18 protein-coding genes and 1 pseudogene are annotated in these 16465 nt (G+C 68.6%); 15 read left to right on the top strand and 4 right to left on the bottom strand.

Annotated elements, in window-relative coordinates; genetic code table 11:
- The first annotated feature begins 20 nt into the window (after positions 1 to 20).
- The 5 genes from ACIQWX_RS45325 to ACIQWX_RS45305 are packed head-to-tail and all read left to right on the top strand — an operon-like array spanning position 21 to position 4017.
- Positions 21 to 572: a hypothetical protein gene (locus ACIQWX_RS45325; RefSeq protein ID WP_400885093.1), complete on the top strand. Its 552-nt coding sequence runs from the start codon at positions 21 to 23 to the stop codon at positions 570 to 572.
- On the top strand, positions 569 to 1693 hold the full coding sequence (locus tag ACIQWX_RS45320) for an MAB_1171c family putative transporter (protein ID WP_400885091.1): 1125 nt from the start codon (positions 569 to 571) through the stop codon (positions 1691 to 1693). Before ACIQWX_RS45325 ends, ACIQWX_RS45320 begins: the two co-directional genes overlap by 4 nt.
- A complete protein-coding gene (locus ACIQWX_RS45315; RefSeq protein WP_400885089.1) occupies positions 1690 to 2136 on the top strand; it encodes a hypothetical protein in 447 nt (148 codons plus the stop codon). Before ACIQWX_RS45320 ends, ACIQWX_RS45315 begins: the two co-directional genes overlap by 4 nt.
- Before the next feature lie 14 nt (positions 2137 to 2150).
- Complete coding sequence (locus ACIQWX_RS45310; protein ID WP_400885086.1) at positions 2151 to 3329, top strand: amidohydrolase family protein; 1179 nt, start codon at positions 2151 to 2153, stop codon at positions 3327 to 3329.
- A gap of 40 nt (positions 3330 to 3369) precedes the next feature.
- A complete protein-coding gene (locus ACIQWX_RS45305) occupies positions 3370 to 4017 on the top strand; it encodes an HAD family hydrolase (RefSeq protein WP_400885084.1) in 648 nt (215 codons plus the stop codon).
- Here ACIQWX_RS45305 and ACIQWX_RS45300 read toward each other — a convergent pair whose 3' ends face one another.
- Positions 4018 to 5277, bottom strand: a complete 1260-nt coding sequence (locus ACIQWX_RS45300; RefSeq protein WP_400885082.1) for a helix-turn-helix transcriptional regulator — start codon at positions 5275 to 5277, stop codon at positions 4018 to 4020.
- 193 nt (positions 5278 to 5470) lie between these two features.
- Between ACIQWX_RS45300 and ACIQWX_RS45295 the strand changes: the two genes are divergently transcribed.
- The 3 genes from ACIQWX_RS45295 to ACIQWX_RS45285 all read left to right on the top strand — a co-directional run bounded on the left by ACIQWX_RS45295 (position 5471) and on the right by ACIQWX_RS45285 (position 7329).
- Positions 5471 to 6055, top strand: a complete 585-nt coding sequence (locus tag ACIQWX_RS45295) for an AAA family ATPase (protein ID WP_400885079.1) — start codon at positions 5471 to 5473, stop codon at positions 6053 to 6055.
- A 105-nt stretch (positions 6056 to 6160) separates the two neighbouring features.
- Entirely contained in the window at positions 6161 to 6535 is a 375-nt protein-coding gene (locus tag ACIQWX_RS45290; RefSeq protein WP_400885076.1) for a hypothetical protein, read from the top strand.
- Entirely contained in the window at positions 6532 to 7329 is a 798-nt protein-coding gene (locus tag ACIQWX_RS45285; protein ID WP_400885074.1) for a Scr1 family TA system antitoxin-like transcriptional regulator, read from the top strand. Before ACIQWX_RS45290 ends, ACIQWX_RS45285 begins: the two co-directional genes overlap by 4 nt.
- Here ACIQWX_RS45285 and ACIQWX_RS45280 read toward each other — a convergent pair.
- The gene (locus ACIQWX_RS45280; RefSeq protein ID WP_400885072.1) at positions 7305 to 8345 is read right to left on the bottom strand and encodes a LysR family transcriptional regulator; all 1041 of its coding nucleotides are present in this window, start codon (positions 8343 to 8345) and stop codon (positions 7305 to 7307) included. The genes ACIQWX_RS45285 and ACIQWX_RS45280 overlap by 25 nt on opposite strands.
- Positions 8346 to 8521: 176 nt before the next feature.
- Between ACIQWX_RS45280 and ACIQWX_RS45275 the strand changes: the two genes are divergently transcribed.
- The 4 genes from ACIQWX_RS45275 to ACIQWX_RS45260 are packed head-to-tail and all read left to right on the top strand — an operon-like array spanning position 8522 to position 11614.
- Positions 8522 to 9628, top strand: a complete 1107-nt coding sequence (locus tag ACIQWX_RS45275; RefSeq protein WP_400885069.1) for a radical SAM protein — start codon at positions 8522 to 8524, stop codon at positions 9626 to 9628.
- On the top strand, positions 9625 to 10257 hold the full coding sequence (gene tmk, locus ACIQWX_RS45270) for a dTMP kinase (RefSeq protein WP_400885066.1): 633 nt from the start codon (positions 9625 to 9627) through the stop codon (positions 10255 to 10257). Before ACIQWX_RS45275 ends, tmk begins: the two co-directional genes overlap by 4 nt.
- A complete protein-coding gene (locus ACIQWX_RS45265; protein WP_400885063.1) occupies positions 10248 to 11063 on the top strand; it encodes an endonuclease/exonuclease/phosphatase family protein in 816 nt (271 codons plus the stop codon). The genes tmk and ACIQWX_RS45265 overlap by 10 nt, the downstream gene beginning before the upstream one ends.
- Before the next feature lie 56 nt (positions 11064 to 11119).
- Entirely contained in the window at positions 11120 to 11614 is a 495-nt protein-coding gene (locus tag ACIQWX_RS45260; protein WP_400885060.1) for an NUDIX hydrolase, read from the top strand.
- A gap of 170 nt (positions 11615 to 11784) precedes the next feature.
- On the opposite strand, the pseudogene ACIQWX_RS45255 reads toward ACIQWX_RS45260, so the two are convergent.
- Both ACIQWX_RS45255 and ACIQWX_RS45250 read right to left on the bottom strand, forming a co-directional pair.
- A pseudogene (locus tag ACIQWX_RS45255) lies at positions 11785 to 12219 on the bottom strand (GNAT family N-acetyltransferase); the annotation flags it as partial.
- Between the two features lie 52 nt (positions 12220 to 12271).
- On the bottom strand, positions 12272 to 12976 hold the full coding sequence (locus ACIQWX_RS45250) for a hypothetical protein (protein ID WP_400885057.1): 705 nt from the start codon (positions 12974 to 12976) through the stop codon (positions 12272 to 12274).
- Between the two features lie 284 nt (positions 12977 to 13260).
- Between ACIQWX_RS45250 and ligD the strand changes: the two genes are divergently transcribed.
- The 3 genes from ligD (at position 13261) to ACIQWX_RS45235 (ending at position 16451) form a co-directional block, all read left to right on the top strand.
- Positions 13261 to 15324 (top strand): DNA ligase D, encoded by a 2064-nt coding sequence (gene ligD / locus ACIQWX_RS45245; RefSeq protein ID WP_400885054.1) that lies wholly within the window; start codon positions 13261 to 13263, stop codon positions 15322 to 15324.
- A 299-nt stretch (positions 15325 to 15623) separates the two neighbouring features.
- Positions 15624 to 15881, top strand: a complete 258-nt coding sequence (locus tag ACIQWX_RS45240) for a YrhK family protein (RefSeq protein ID WP_400885051.1) — start codon at positions 15624 to 15626, stop codon at positions 15879 to 15881.
- Between the two features lie 138 nt (positions 15882 to 16019).
- On the top strand, positions 16020 to 16451 hold the full coding sequence (locus ACIQWX_RS45235) for an STAS domain-containing protein (RefSeq protein ID WP_400885048.1): 432 nt from the start codon (positions 16020 to 16022) through the stop codon (positions 16449 to 16451).
- Positions 16452 to 16465: the final 14 nt, after the last annotated feature.

Raw genomic sequence — 16465 nt, 5'->3', positions numbered from 1 at the left:
AGCGGGCTGGGAGGACCGTCGTGAGCAGCCTGGTTCAGCGGGTGCGTCGTAATCGGCGGACGGCCGGCCTACGTCGCCGGTTGCGATCCGAGCTGCGCGCCGCCGGAGTCGAAGGTCCGACGCCGATGGCCGAGATCTGCGCCCGGCTCGGCGAACACCGCGGAAAGCCCATTCGCTTGCTCGGCGTGCCGATGGAGGTTCCAGGGCCGTTCGGCTTGTGGATCAAAACGGCGACGGTCGACATGATCCTCTACCAGAAGACGGGGACCACACGGTTCCACCAGGAGCACATCATCGCCCACGAGCTGGGTCACCTGCTCGCCGATCATCCTTCGGACGAAGGCGACGACGCGATGTGGCGCCAATTGCTGCCCGACATCCCGCCGGACGTCATCCGCAAGGCGTTGCGCCGCCGCACTTCGTACGAGAGCGTGTACGAGCAAGAGGCCGAGGCCCTCGCGACCGTCCTGCTCGAGGCGACCCTCAAAGCGCAGGAGATCAACCTGCCGGGGCGATCGCCGCGGGCACGCCGCGCGCAGACGTCCCTCGGCGATCCGGTCGACGTCCTGTGAACCTGACGAACTTCCTCCTGCTCGTGCTGGCGTGGTTCCTCTACCGGCTGGCTCGTTCACCGCGCGATCCGGCGCTGTGGGCCGTCGTCGTCTGCGTGACGTTCCAGCTGCTCGGCGCGTCCACGTTCGTCTCGTTCGTCCGCACGGTGTTCGGCGAGTTGCCTTCGTCGAGCACCGTCAAGCTGCTGACCAACCTCGCGCTGAACACGTCGCGCTACGCGCTGCTGGTCTTCTTCCTGATTTCGGCTGGCGGCTCGTGGCGGCGAGTCCGGATCGAGACGGCGATCCTCGTCGGCGTCTGCGCGGCGATGACCGCTGCGGTCCTCGCGCTGCCACCTGGCCTCCGTGACACCGCCTACCCGCTGACCGCGGTCCTGCCGAACGACATGCGCCGCCCCGGCGTGGCGCCGTTTTACATCATCGGCGGCAGCTACACCTTCTACGCCGCCGTGCAGACGACCCGTTGGGCCCTCCGGTACGCCGCCGAGTCCAGCCGCCGAGCCCGTTTCGGACTTCGTGTCGTCGCGGTCGCGCTCGTTTGTGCGGCCGCCACGACCGGCACCCGGACCGTCGTCACGGTCGTCCGCTGGGCGGGGCACCCGGGCTTCGGTGCCTCCGTGATGGAACTGACCAACCGGCTGGCTCCGATCAGCATCTTCGTCTTCCTCGCCGGCGTGTTCTCGATCGGTCTCGCGGCTCGCTTCGCCGCGTTGAAGACCTGGCTGCGACGGCGTCGTGTCTACGCTGAGCTCTGGCCGCTGTGGCGCGCGCTCCACGCCGTGTTCCCGGCCGACACCCTCGATCACGCGCCGCGACGGGCCTGGCTGGACACGCTCCTCCCCCACCAGGTCGGCCACCGGTACTGGCGACGCGTCATCGAGATCCGCGATGGCCTCCTTCAGCTCAGCCCGCAGCTGCTCGACGCGGGTTTCGATCCCAACCGCCCGGCCGACGAGCAGCTCGACATCTTTCGGCGCGCACTCCAGCATCAAGCCAGCGGCCGCCGAGCAGCCAACCGGACAGCCGTGCTCGTCGCGGCCCCTGAAGACGCGGGCATCAACTCCGATGTCCGGCAGCTCATCCACCTCTCGCGGGCGCTCGCCCGGGAAGGAGCCTCGTGACCACAGCCTCGAACGCCGAGATCCGCCACCGCAATCAGCAGATGCTCGAGCGGATCCGCTCGCAGGAGCCGCAGCCACACCGCGAGGGCCACTACGCGCTGCGGGTCATGACGGTCGCCGGGCGCACCAGCGGCGAGCCACGATCCTTGCCGATCGCCCTGATGCAGCTCGGCGGCATCCAGTACGTCTGCTCGCCGGACCGCCATCGCGACTGGGTGCGCAACCTGCTCGCGTCCGGCCGATGCGTCATCGAGCCCGACGAGCACGAGCTTCGCGAGGCAGAGCTGGTCGAAGACGGAAACGGTGCCGCCGCGGTCTCCCGCTACCTGGGGCGTCTCCCCCGGGTCTCCGACGAATGGCCCTTCCCGGGTGACGCGCCGCCGGAACAGGTCCTGCCCTTCATCCAGCAGATCGCCGTGTTCCAGCTACGTCTTCCCGCCTGAAAGGTCCCCCCACCGTGCGCCAGCAGCTTCTCATCGCCGACCAGGTCCTCCCTGGCCCGGCGAGCGACCGGATCCACGACGGGGCCGTGCTGTTCCAGGACGGCATCATCCTCGCCGTCGGCCCTCGCGCGGCCGTCGAAGGGATCGCGTCACCCACTGCCGAGCGACAGGCCTTCCCGGGCGGCACCATCCTGCCCGGCCTGATCAACTGCCACGTCCACCTCGTTTTCGATGCCGGGCCCGACCCGGTGCAGGCTGCGGCCGACACGACGCAGATCGAGATGGCGGCGCGAGCGGAGCGCCTCCTTCGCTCGGGCGTCACGACGATCCGGGACCTTGGTGACCGCGATGGACTGGCCATCCAGTTCCGAGACCAGCACGTGCTGGGGCCGCGAGTCGTCGCGTCCGGCCCACCGATCACCGTTCCGGACGGGCACTGCTGGTTTCTCGGGGGCGCCGCTGACGGCGAAACCGAGCTCCGCGCGCGTGTGCGACACAACGCCGAACTCGGCGCCGACGTCATCAAGGTCATGGCATCGGGTGGCCAGATCACCCCGAACTCACCGTCGATGTGGGACAGCCAGTTCACCGAGCGCGAGCTGGCCGTCATCGTCGACGAGGCAGCGAAGGCCGGGCTGCCGGTCGCCGCGCACGCCCACGGCTCGGACGCGATCGCCGCAGCCGCCGAGGCGGGCGTCGCCACGATCGAGCACTGCACCTGGCTGCGGGCCGGCGGAGGCGGCTACGACCTGCGGGACGACGTCGCCGAGAAGATCGCCGAGCGCGGGATCTTCGCTTGCGTCGCCTGGCCCTCGGACTGGCGGGGGTTCATGAGCCGCTTCGGAGCCGCACGCGCCGATCTGATCACCGCCCGTTTCGAGTGGATGGCCAACCACGGTATCCGGATGATCCCCGGCACCGACGCCGGCGCGACGAACTCGAGCTTTGACGATTACGCCGGAGCGCTCCAGCTCTACGAACACCTCGGCTTCGACCGCGGTCACGTCATCGAGATGGCGACAACGACGAGCGCGGAAGCACTGGGCCTCGGCGGCACGACCGGCCAGCTGACGCCGGGGTTGTCGGCGGACCTGCTGGTCACGAGGGGAGACCCGCTCTCCCGCCTGGCCAACCTCGGGCAGCTACAGCTGGTCTTGTTCAGGGGGCGGCCCACTACGGCACTGGCGAAGTGACAGACTCGAGCGTGGAAGGTCTCGACGGGAAGGAAGCGCCATGCCGGTGAGGGCGGTCGTCCTCGACATCGGGGAAACCGTGCTCGACGACACGCGCGAGTGGAACGCCTGGGCGGACTGGATCGGCGTCGGCAGGCACACGTTCTCGACCGTTCTCGGGGCGGTCACCGCGTCCGGCCAGGACAACGTCGAGACGTTCCGGTACTTCAGGCCGGACTTCGACGTCGCCGCCGAGCGGCAGCGTCGCGAGGACGCCGGGAACGGCGAGCACATCGACGAGAGCGACCTCTACTCCGATGTCCGGCCCGCCCTCGCCAAGCTCCAGCAGAGCGGGCTCTGGGTCGGGCTCGCCGGCAACCAGACTGCCAAGGCCGCGAGCTTGCTCCGCAAGCTCGAGCTCCCGGTCGACGCGATCGCGACCTCGGCTGAGTGGGGCGTCGCCAAGCCGGATCTCGCCTTCTTCCGGCGCGTCGTCGAGCTGGCCGGCGTCACTCCCGACGAGCTGCTCTACGTCGGTGACCACCGCGACAACGACGTCGTCGCAGGTCACGCCGCCGGGCTCTGGACCGCGTTGATCCGCCGCGGCCCCTGGGGACACTTGTGGGCTGACGACCCAGCAGTACTGGCGAACGCCGACTGGGTCATCGACTCGCTGAACGAACTGCCCCGCCTGATCGCCAGAACTTGATCACGACACGTCAGCCCAGGCGGCGAACGTCGCCAGCTCATCGCTGACCGACCGCTGTCCGCGCAGCAGCGACCGCAGCGCCGCCTTGACTCGCGGGTGCTCCCGGGTGTGCAGCGGCGCGACGCGCTTGGCCAACTGGAGGGACGCGAAGGCGTCGTCGAGCCGCCCGACCTCGAGCTGCGCCGGAGCCAGGTCGATGTAGAAGTGCGATCGCCGCTCGGCCGGAAGCTCGCGAGGTGGGTGCCAGCCGGTACCGCGCTGAACCGCCGTTGGGCTGTCGCCGAGCTCCTGCGCAACAGCCACCTCGTGGATCCGGACCGAAGCGGGGCCGAAAGCCGTTCCGAGGTAGACGCCTTCAGGCGTGCCCTCGGCGGCTCGGTAGGCATCCGCGAGATGATCGCTGGCCTCTTCTGCTTTGCCAGCACGCGCGGAAACGACAGCAGCCCTCATCGCCAACGATCCGCGCGCGACCGCGCTGTCCACTGTGGATCGGGAAGCCGGTATCCGGTCGATGGCCCGGATGAGCGAGCGGTGCGCCGTTTCCAGGTCCTTCGCAGCGAAGAACATTTCAGTACGCACATAGGCGACTGCGGCGTCCAGGAATGGCCTGTCGACCTGTGATCCGGCCAGTCGCATGGCGGTGATGATCTGGCCCGACAGGTCGGTATAGCCGTACTTGAAAGCTAAGCCGTCAGCGGCTCGGTAAGCCAGGATGAGCAGCTCCGTTGTGTTACTGCGTTCCTGTTCACCGGTTGCCATGTGGCGCGCCCGCCCCAACTCCATCAGGAGATCAGGCAGCTCGACGACCAGTTGCGCGTAGCGCGCCTGAACACGCTGCTCCGTCACCTTGGCGACCGCGGTTTGCAGAACGTGCGCCGGACGAACAGGGCCGTCGTCCGGCTCGTCGCAGGCCAGCAGCGCCCGCCGCAGTGCCGGAATGCCGGCCCGCACTGCATCGTCCCTGAGCTGAGTCGTGCGCTGGGATCGGTTTTCACGCCGCAGCTCCGCCTGTTCCTGTTTCGCGGCCTCCCAAAGCCGTCGCAACTCGCTACCCGTGCGCAAGCCGCGGTCGAGCGCATCGACCAGTTCACGCGACGGCAGGTTTCGCCCCTCCCGCTCGGCCAGCGACACGTAGTTGCGCGTGTAGCCGATCCGCCGGGCCAGCTCGGACTGGCTCAGGTCCGCGGCCAATCGGAGGCGCCGGATCTCCCGCACGAGATGGTCGGCGGCTGACCGCCTCTCAGCCTGCTCGTCAGTCACGTCGTTCTCCGGTCCGTCGGCAGGGGGTAAATCGACGGGTTCGGCGTTTACCCCCTTCCCGCATCGTAGCTGGTCAGGGTCCCATGGTGATCGTTCCGACGTCACAATGCAGGAGGGAACCGGTGACCACAACCGCCATGCCGGTATCCGGCGAAGCACTACCTGATCTGAGGAACGCGGAAGGACGGGCCCGATGATGCCCGGAGCCTCCGACCGGCCGCTGACCATCGGAATCACGGGCCCGCACCTGACGGGCAAGAGCACGTTCATTTCCCGCCTGGCCCTGGAACTTCGGCGCAACGGATATCAGGTCGCCACCATCGCCGCGCTCGTGGAGCGGGCTCAACGGCTCGGGATACCGATCCTGCACAATCACTCCTGGGCATCGACGATGTGGTTCATCACCAGGGGCATCAGCGATGAGCTGGAGGCATGGGTCCATGCTGACGTCATCTTGGTGAACGGTGCTGTCCCCGACGCTCTGGCGTACTACCACGCGGCGCTGGAACACCGTGGCGAAGAGCCCCGCTCGACGGAGATCGCTCAGCTCGAGAGCCTGGTCCGGAGCCACAGTTCGAACTACAACCTGCTTTTCCGAACAACGCTCGAAACCAACGCGACCGACGGGGAAGCGGACGACGAGGATTTCCGGCGCCTCGCTGATCGCTGGGTGCGCCGGGTGGCCGAGAGCCTTGAGGTCACCAACGTTCCCGTGCCTTCATCGGACCACGACACCGCCCTCGAACTCGCCGTCAGCTATGTGATCGAGCACGGATAGCACGCAGACCGGCGGCGGAGTTGCTGCCCCCGACCGCAACTCCGCCGCCACCCCAAGCAAACAGACGCCAGGTCTCGACCGAAGCTATGCCCGGGGTGAACCACCATGGCACCGAACGAAGTCCAGTGGCCCTCCGACGCCGACTTGCTTCTCGCAGAAGACGCGGAGTATGTGCTTCTCTGCCGCGTGCTTGCCGGCCTACGTCGTCTGTCCTATTCGGAATCACCACCACGATCGACCGGAGCACCGATGTCCCGCGAAACCACCCGACTCGTCGACTCCCTGCGAACAGCGCAGGTCCGAATCAGCTTGCTTGTGCGGCAGCTACAGGACGGAACGGCGACAACGGACGAGCAGCGGCAGGTCGCCGACAAGCTCGAGGAGCTGTCGGAAATACTGCAGTCCCATGCCGCTGACATGGACGCGGGCATCGTGCAGGTTTCGCACGATCTTCTTCTCGCAGAACGGTACTCGGCATGACCGACACATCCTTGCGCTACCCAGGCTTCTACGTGGTCGGCCGCGCGATCCGGGAACATCGAATGGCTCGGAACATGAGCCTTCGGAAGCTGGCCCGCCTGATGGGCACCAACCCAAGTCTCCTTTCGAGTTGGGAGACAGGAGAACGACGCATTCCAGCAGTGCCGCTGGGCTGGGCACTCGGTCTGCTCGAAGTACCGCCCGCCGGATGCCATCTCCTCAGCCGACTTCACGCAGAATCCGAGCGTGCGAGCTACGTCGAAGGGAACGACTCCGGCGACATCAGCCTCCAGCGTGCGTACGACCGATACACCCTTCACACCTATGAATGGGCACCGAAGGTCGTCCCGGACCTCCTCCAGACGTTCGGCTACGCTCACGCGCTTCCGGGAGCGCGCACCAGGCCCGACGACGTCGACCAGGAGATCTTCGCGCGCCGCGTCCGACAGGTCGATCGAGATTCCCGACATCGGCACACCCTCCTGCTGGGCTCGGCCGCGTTGACCCTGGAAGGCATCCCGCCGGAGGTCGTGCAGGCGCAACTTCAGGAGATCACCAACTCACCGAACCGGTGGCGGGTGGACACCCGGATCGTCCCGGCCGACGCGGCCATCTCTCCGTCGATCGAGTCCTTCGTCATCTACGAGACCGCAGAGAAGGCCTTCACCGTCGTTCTGAGACACGAGCACTCGACGGTCTACCTGTCCGACCTGACGACAGTGAGGCGCTACAGGTCGACGTTCGATGCGCTCCAGCGGGTAGCTGTCGCCTATGACCCGGCGACCTCATGTTGAGCGTCACGGCCTGCCGGAGCGGCAGCCGCGAAGGCGTCCCAGAGCAAGTTGAGCGGGTGATCAGCGGCGTATCGCTGTCGTTCGCCTGCGCGAGCGAAGATTCCCGTGACGATTTCGAGCTCAGGTTCGTAGCCTGTGCCGAGCTGAATCTTGCGGAGGTTCACCCCGGGCAGCCGGCCTTCGATCGCTGCGTCGGCGACCCGCTCGGTCGTGAGCAGGCAGCCGAACATCAGCTTGCTGCTGAGCAGGTTGAGGCCGTAGTTGAGGGCGTCGATGTCGGCGACCACATGAAGCTTGCCGCGGTACTCCGGGCCGTACCAGCGGGTGAGGAAGTCGGCCAGGAGACCCGCGGTCGGCGCGAGCAGCGGCAGGTCGGCGAGGGCGGCGCGCGTCACCGGCCGGTCGGGGACCTCGCGGGTACTGAGGTTGGTCAGCAGGGCGACGCGTTCGCGGTGCCACTCGAGGAATTCGTGCGGCACGTCCGGACCGCGGTCGTGTTCGGCGGCGAACGAGCCGCACACGAGATCGACCTGCTCGGCGTCCAGCTTGGTCTTCAGGTCGCGGGTCCGGACGTGCTCGATCTTGAGCTGGATGCCTCGGCGTTCGAAGGTGTCGCGCAGCTGTGGCCAGACCTCGCCGAGGAATTCGACGGTGAATTCGGTGGTACCCACCGTGATGGTGGACCCGACCCGCCGGCGGGCGCCGTGGACGCGTTCGGTCCAGGCGCGCAGCGTGCTCGTGGCCAGCGCGACGACCTCGTCGCCGGAGCCGGTGAACAGGAAGTCCTTCCCGCGCCCCTGCTTCGCGACAAGCGCCTCACCCATCAGCCGAATCGCCGCATCGTTCAGCGTGTCGAGCTGCTTCTGCACGCTGGACTGCGACCGTTGTAGGACCCGGGCCGCGCGCTGCGCACTGCCGGTGGCGTGCACGACGGCCAGCGTCCGCAGCTGGTCGAGGCTCGTGTCAAGCAGCTCCGCGGGGAAGCTGAGCAGCTCGGCGACTTCCGAGTCCTTCACCAGCGTCTCCTCACTTGTTTTCCGCTCGGGTAGTTCCAGTTCTAGTTCGAGCAATGGTAACCAGAATGCTCGGAAATTTTCTTTCGAGCATTAAGAGTCTAATTGTTGTTCTAGCGAGCATTGAGTGGTCTACTCGTTTCACCGCCACCTGCTCGCCTGACCTGGAGGACCGAACGATGACCGTCCGTCCGATCGCCGTCGACGAGCAGGCCTCGAGCTGCTACTTCCGCACCACCGTCGATACCCCGTATCGCAAGGCGCTCGTCCAGATCACCGAGCGGTGCAACCTGCGCTGCGCGCACTGTTTCGTCTCCGCGACAAAGCGTGGCAAGGACATGCCGCTGACCGAAGTCGTGAAGAAGGTCGTCCCCCGGCTGGCCGACGCCCGGGTTCGGCGGGTGACGCTGACCGGCGGCGAACCGACCATCCACCCGGACTTCCTCGGCATCGTGCACGCCTTCCGCAACGCCGGGATCGACGTCGGCATCTGCACGAACGCCACCGAGCTCGACGACAGGCTCATCCAGCAGCTCGCCACGGCCGGAGTCCACGTCAACGTCTCGCTCGACGGGTTCGCCGCCGACTCCCACGGCTTGTTCCGCGGCGACCGCGCCTCGTTCGACGTCACCGTGGCGAACGTCCGCAAGCTCGCCGCGGCCGGCCTCCTGCAGGGGCTGCTGTGCACGCCGAACTCCTTGGCCTCCAACGAGGAGTACGTCCGCCTGTGCGCATTCGCCCGCGAGAACGGCGCCCGCTACGTCCTGCTCAACCCACTGGGCAGCATGGGCCGCGGCGTGAAGTCCCAGCGGAAGCTCGCGAAGGCCACCATGCACATGCAGGAGATCTTCGAGCTGACCGCCCCCTTCGACGGCCCCGACCTCGACATCGCCCACATCCGCTTCCCCAACACCGACCGCAAACCGCTCGCCGGCTGCGAAGCCGGAACGATCATCTACGTCTTCACCTCGGGCGAGGTCACCGTCTGCCCCTACCTCGTCTTCGCCGCCCGCACCCCGATCTCCCGCCACCCCGACACCGACTTCATCGTCGGCAACATCTTCACCGACCGCGACCTCGCCGCCCGCCTCGACAACTACCGCTTCCACGACCGGTTCCAAGTCGGCGCGAACCCGACGTGCACGTCGTGCAGCCTCGAGCCCCGGTGCGGCAAGGGATGCCCAGCAGCCGTTGTTGCCGCCGGCGGACGCATCGGCGACGTCGACGCCGAGCAGTGCCCCGTCACCGCCGACGCCCACCGGCTTCTGCCTCTGGACGTCGCATGAGCGCGCCGCGACTGCCCGGCAAGCTGGTGACCTTCGAAGGCCCCGGCGGCATCGGGAAGACCACGATCACCGCGCTGGTCGCCGAACTCCTCGAAGCAAACGGCGTCCCCGCGCACGCCACCATCCAGCCGTCCCGTACACCCCTCGGCGAGCTGGCCCGGCACGGCACCGACACCTACCGCGACATGGCCCTGGCCTGCCTGTGCGCGGCCGACCGCCATCACCAGCTCGCAACCGAAATCCTCCCGGCCCTCTCCGAGGGCAAGGTCGTGCTGTGCGACCGATACGTGGCATCGTCGCTGGTCCTGCAGGGAATTGATGACATCCCCCTCGATGTCGTCTGGGCGCTCAACCACGATGTGTACCGGCCCGACCTCGTCTGCACGCTCAGCGCGGCCCCAGCAGCCGTCGAACAACGCCTTCGCGCCCGCGGCGGGCACAGCCGCTTCGAGCGCACCGCAGGGAGCAGCTTCCGCGAAAGCTACGGCTACCTCGCGGCCACGACATTCCTGCGCGACCAGGGCTGGCCCGTCCAGGTGATCGAGTGCGGCGACGATCCCCGGACCACGGCTGGCACCATCGTCGACCTGATCAACCGCACCCTCACGGAGAGCCCGGCATGCCCCTGAACGTCCTCACCCTCAACGTCGGCAACCCCGCCGTCGAACGAGCCCGCCGCCAACGCGACTGGCTCGCCCGCCGCAACGAGGACGTCCTCGTGCTCACCGAAACCGGCTCCGGACCCGGCACCCAGCTGATCGCCGAGTCCTACCGCGACGCCGGCTGGTCGGTCACATTCCCCGAGCACCCCGACAAGGAACGCGGCGTCATGCTGCTCGCCAGGTTCGAGTGCACCGTGGACCCCATCAACGCGGCGATGTCCTACCTGCCCGCGCGGCTGGCCGGCATCGCGGTGGACACCGACGACGGCCCGCTGCGCATCCTCGGCGCCTACGTCCCCTCCCGCGACGCCACCGAAGTGAAGACGACCCGCAAGCGCGAATGGATCGAGGCCTTCCACCAGGCTTACGACGCCACCAGCGACCAAGCCGCGGTTCTCCTTCTTGGTGATCTCAACGTTCTTGAGCCCGGGCACGTGCCGCCGCATCCGGGGCAGTTCGCGCCGTTCGAGACCGCCCTCTACACCGCGCTGACCCACCGGCACGGCCTCACCGACCTCTTCCGCACCCTGCACCCGACCGCCGTCGAGCACAGCTGGGCCCGCCGCGCCGAACTCGGCTACCGCTACGACCACGCCCACGCCTCGATACGACTTCTCCCCCACCTCGCCGGCTGCTCGTACGTCCACGACACCCGTTCCGGGAAACCAGCGCTCACGGACCACTCGGGACTCGCCGTCCAGCTGACGCTCACCGCGACCGCGCCGCTGATAACGTCCGACCCGGCCGCGGACCACGAGGCAACGCTCTTCTGAATCTGGGTACTCGTGCCCGGCCGCCACGCCAGCCGCCGAGCACGAGGACCCACCGGATGACCGTCGCCAGCGAACCGGCCCTGCGGGTCGGTGCCCGCGTCCTGCTCCTCAACAACGCCGACGAGGTCCTGCTCATCCACGCCCGCGACCCCGACAATCCGGACCACCACTGGTGGGAGCAGCCCGGTGGCGGCCAGCATCCCGGCGAGAAGCTCGAGGACACCGCTCGGCGGGAGATCGCCGAGGAGACCGGCCTGGTCCTGGGCGAGATCGGCCGCAAGCTCTGGACCCGCGAAAGCCGCTTCACCTACCGCGGCCGCGACCATCACCGCCTCGACCACGTCTATCTCGCCCGCACCGACCACGACGCACCGCAGGTCGCCCTCCGGCACTCCGCCAACGAGCGCGTCGGTCTGATCGAGCGCCGCTGGTGGTCGGCCGCCGCGGTTTCGACGTGCCGCGACAAGCTGCTGCCCGCTGAGCTGCCGGGTCTCCTGCAGGCTCTCCTCGACGATCGCTTCCCGCTCACTCCCCTGGCTCTCATTGCCTGAACTCGGCAGCTCCGGCGTGCGCACACGGCGGACCAGCGCGGCGCATGGCGATTCGGGCCCGGAAGGATTGCGCCACCGGGCCGTCCGGCAGCGGAGCCGTCCCACCGATAGGACGGCGCCCGAGCCACCGCTGCCGCCACCAGCGTGCGACCGAAGCCTAGGCGCCGGTACTCGGCGGCAACGTGGACGTAGTCGAGGGTCGCCGTCCGGCACCTCCCGCACGGGCTCGCCGTCACCGCTCCTACCTCAGTGCCGTCCAGGTGGAGTGTGATCCGACCTGCCAGCGTTCCCGCGGTCGGTGGATGGGCGACTAGGACGAGCCCGCCGGTCCGCGCCGCGTCGGGCGGGTGCTGGACGGTGACGTCGAGCAGCGCCCACTCAGCGAGGCGCCGAGCCTGCGGCTCGCACGCTTCCTGACCGCGGCAGACCTCGCACAGCCAGCCGTGCAGCCGGTAGCGCTGGTTGAAGGGTGCGAGCTTGTCGTAGAGATCCAGGGTGAGCCAGTGCCCACGCAAGCACCCCTCGGTCTCCTTCGCCGCCGGTCGGATCGGAACCAACGCACCGAACTCGCCGCGCGCACCCGAGCGGACGGCTTCGCCGATCATCGAACGTCTCGCGCGGGTCCCGAGCCGCTTGAGTGCCGCTGCGACGTGCAGATCATCCGGCGACCCCGTGTAGCCCGCGGCCGGCAGATTTCTCGCCAGCCGCGACGGCACCGCCGGGGCCCGGAAGCTGCAGCGCGACGGTGCTCGGGCGGGTCGCGGCGCCCCGCCCGCGGCGGGTCGCGACGACGTCGCGGAACTCCAGGTGGCCGAAGCCGTCGTCGGTGAGACCGCGCCACCGGCGGTTCGACACGCTCAGCTGCAGGTCCGCGCCCGGCCACGGGCCGGCGGCGAGCAGGACCGCACCTCGGTTGCGGACGCGTCCGGCCAGCCGGCGCGCCAGCGGCGCCTGCATGCCACGGGCGATCGAGGGACCGAGAACGACCAGATCGAACCCGTCGATCAGCGCCGAGAGCACCGCGGCGACCTCGGCCCCGGCGTTGGGGATGAGGGCGAGCCGCTCCAGCTCGACGCCCAGCTCAGCGGCAGCTGCCGCGCCCACCTCGGGCATACCGGTGATCGCTGCCCACGATCCGGCTTGGGTCGCCTCGGCGAGCAGCGCCAGGACCAGTGCGGTCGAGCCGGAGACCGACACCGCTGTGCCGCGCCGCAGGCCCTCGGGCACCAGCTCGGCCAGCGCCGACGTCACCGGCAGCGACCCGACGGACGCCGACGGGTCCGGGCTCGGCTCGGCGAGCTGCGCGGCGGTGCCGACGCCGGGGATCGCCGCGAGCCCGGCCACCGCATCCGGCACCGCCACCACGCACCTCCAGCACCACGAACACGCACCGGAGACGCCCACGAGGGGGAGCCGCGAGCGAACCCGAACTAATCGAACACCTGTTCGGATACTGCGAGACAGCAAGAGCGCTGTCAAGTCGGGGCAGGCAATCTCACCCCGCCGCGACGCTGCCGCAGCGTAGGGCACTCATCCTCGTACCCGCTGTCACCGAGGAGGGTGTTGACCAGCGCAAACACAGCGGAATTGGGTCAGCCGGGTTACCGTCGAGCCAGCGATGATCCCTCGACCTCGGGAGGCTGGCCATGGCTGTACGTGCCGCCTCTCAGGTGCCCGGCTGGATCACGCCGATGCTGGCCAAGCCCGACGGCGGCCGGCTACGAGCCGGCCCGGAGTGGGCGTACGAGTACAAGCTGGACGGCTACCGGGCCTGCATGCAGATCGCCTCGGACGGCACCACAATGCTTACCAGCCGCAACGGCATCGACTTCACCCACGAGTTCGCCGACCTAGCTGGTATCCTCGCCCCTGCTCTCGACGGTCGGGCGGCGGTGCTCGACGGCGAGATCGTCGTCTACAACGAGGCTGGCCAGATCGACTTCGGGTTCCTGCAGGAACGCCGTGGCCGCTACCAGACCCACCGCAGCTCCCCGCGCCGCGACGAGCCATTCGACGACGTCCCGGTCCGGTTCCTCGCCTTCGACCTGCTGCAGCTCGGCACGAAGTCGTTGCTGCGCCAGCCCTACGAAGAACGCCGTGGCCTGCTGGCCGGCTTGGGGATGCCGGACCCGTACCGGATCTCCGTCGTCCGGCAATTCACTTTTACCGAGCTGGCCGCCGACCGTCGAACCCCGCAGGACCTGCTCGATCACGTCGCCGTCACCGGCCACGAAGGGCTCGTCGCCAAGCTCTTACGCGCCCCCTACGCGCCCGGCAAACGCCCGGACTATTGGTGCAAGCACGCCTTGATCCAGACCACCGAGGTGATCATCTGCGGGTGGCGGCCCGGGCAGAACCGGCTGTCGGGCAGCCTCGGCGGCCTGCTGCTCGGCGGTCACGACGCCGACACCGGGGACCTGGTCTACATCGGCGACGTCGGCACCGGCTTCAGCGAAGCCGAACGCGCTCGCCTGCTGGCTCAGCTTGAGGAGCTCGAGCAGCGCAAGCACCCCTTCGCGACCACACCGCCGCGGGAGGACACCGTACGCGCGCACTGGGTCAAGCCCGAGCTGGTCGGCGAGGTCGTCTACCGCCAGTTCACCCGCGGCGCCGGCCGGCTGCGCCACACCGCCTGGCGCGGCCTGCGCGACGACCGTGCACCCGGCGAGGTGCTCGCCCCGCGCGCCCGCGAACGCGTCGCCACCGAGACCACACCGGAACCCACCCGCCGGACAACCGCCGCGCGGAAGCGCTCGTCCACCGCCTCGGCGGCGACAGCACCGGACGCGCCGCCGACGTTGGGGAAGAAGATTCCCGTGCAGGCGGGGAAACGACGTCTCACCCTGTCCAATCTGGACAAGCCGCTGTACCCGGATGGGTTCACCAAGGGCGAGGTGATCAACTACTACTCGCGCATCGCTGACGTCTTGCTGCCGCACCTGGCGGGGCGGCCGGTGACGTTCATCCGGTTTCCCGACGGTGTCGGCGGGCAGCAGTTCTTCGAGAAGAACGTCCCCAACGGCGCCCCCGACTGGCTGCCCACGGTCCGGCTGCCCAGCACCGGCAGCCGCTCCGGCCGCGGTGACGGCGAGATCGAGTACGCCCTGCTCGACGAACTTGCCGCCCTGGTGTGGGCGGCGAACCTGGCCGCCCTCGAACTGCACGTCCCGCAATGGCGCGTCGACGCCGACGGTCACCGGCTGCCGCCGGATCTGCTGGTGTTCGACCTCGACCCCGGCCCCGGCACCGCGATCGTGCACTGCGCCCGGGTCGCCGAGCGACTGCGCGACGTCCTGTGCGACGACGGCCTGACCCCCTTCGCGAAGACCTCCGGCTCGAAGGGAATGCAGCTCTACGCCGCGATCGACACCAACGATCCGGCCGCGCCGTCCGCCTACGCCAAAAAGCTCGCGCAACGGCTGGCCCGGGAAACACCCGACTCGGTCACCGCCGTCATGGCGAAGAACCAGCGCACCAACCGCGTGTTCATCGACTGGTCGCAGAACAACCCCAGCAAAACCACCGTCGCCCCATACTCGCTCCGCGGCCGCGAGCACCCCACGGTATCGACTCCGCTGATGTGGGACGAGGTCGAAGCGTGCCGGCACACCGCCCAGCTGGTGTTCACCGCCGACGACGTCCTCGCCCGCATCAACGACCACGGCGACCTGCTAGACACCCTTCACGAAAAGCGCGTCGCTCTTCCCTGAAGGTCTGGAACACTCGGTGACGATGGCGGCGGCCTGCCGCAGTGACCGTGCGACCTGCCGCCCCGACGGCAGGGTGATCACCACGGCGGGCCGCCGCCTACCCCGGACATCGTCCGCATCCAGACGTGTCTCCTGAGGACCTACCCGCCCGCATCGGTCTCTCAACCACATTCACCGGAGAGCAGCGTTCCAGATTCGTTGCTAAGTCAAACTATTGCGGCACATAACTGTGTAACGGCTGGCCTCGCCGGGTACGCGGTCGCGAGATCGTGTTCACTCTGCGGAAGGAGACTGCTGCAGTGACCATCCGGTTCTTCGTCCGGGAGTTCCCGGCCATCCACCTCGCCATCGGTGTGATCGGGAACGTCATCTTCTTCGTCGGCAGCGTGCTGTTCATCTGGCCCACCACCGAAACGCTCGCGATCTGGCTGTTCATCATCGGCTCGTTCGGGATGATGCTCGGCGCCGTCGGCCAGGCCTTCTACACCTACGAACGCCACCGCCTCAACGGCGCACCCGGCGCCCGCCGGCAGGAGCGCTCCCGCGTACCCGGTTGAACCTGACACCGGCTGGGCAGTACCACCGTGCACCACGGTTGAAACTGCAGCCGCCACCGCACCCGTCCGGGCCCGCTCACCGGCAGTCCGGCCGCGCGGGAAGGCCGCACCGGCTTCCCGCGTCGACGAGGAGGCCTCATGCTCACCCCCACCGCCGCCGCCAGGCACGACGACCTCGACACCGGCCACGGCGCGCTCGCGCGGATCACCGTCACCACCACTTCCGAGTACGCCACCGTCGCCGTCACGGGTGAACTCGACCTGTCGGTCACGACGCAGCTGCACGAACGAGTGACCACCGAGCTGCGGTTGTCCCCCGCCGCGCTCATCCTCGACCTCACCGACGTCACGTTCTGTTCCTCCAGTGCACTGGCCGTCCTGCTCGACGCCGTCACTACCGCGCACGCCCGCGGGATCCCGTCCGCGATCATCGCCACCCATCGTGCGATCCTCCGGCCGGTCGAGCTGCTCCAGCTCGGCCGGATTCTGCCGATCCACCACGACCACGCCGAGGCCCACGCATGGCTGTCCCTGGTGGCGCGGCTGCGCGACCCCGCGCCGACCTCCTGAGCTGCATCGGCAGG

The sequence above is a fragment of the Amycolatopsis sp. NPDC098790 genome (genome assembly GCF_044759945.1).
In the GTDB taxonomy this organism is placed as follows: Bacteria; Actinomycetota; Actinomycetes; order Mycobacteriales; family Pseudonocardiaceae; genus Amycolatopsis.
Note: the sequence above shows the minus strand (reverse complement) of the source record. Positions and strands in the feature narration are given on the sequence as shown.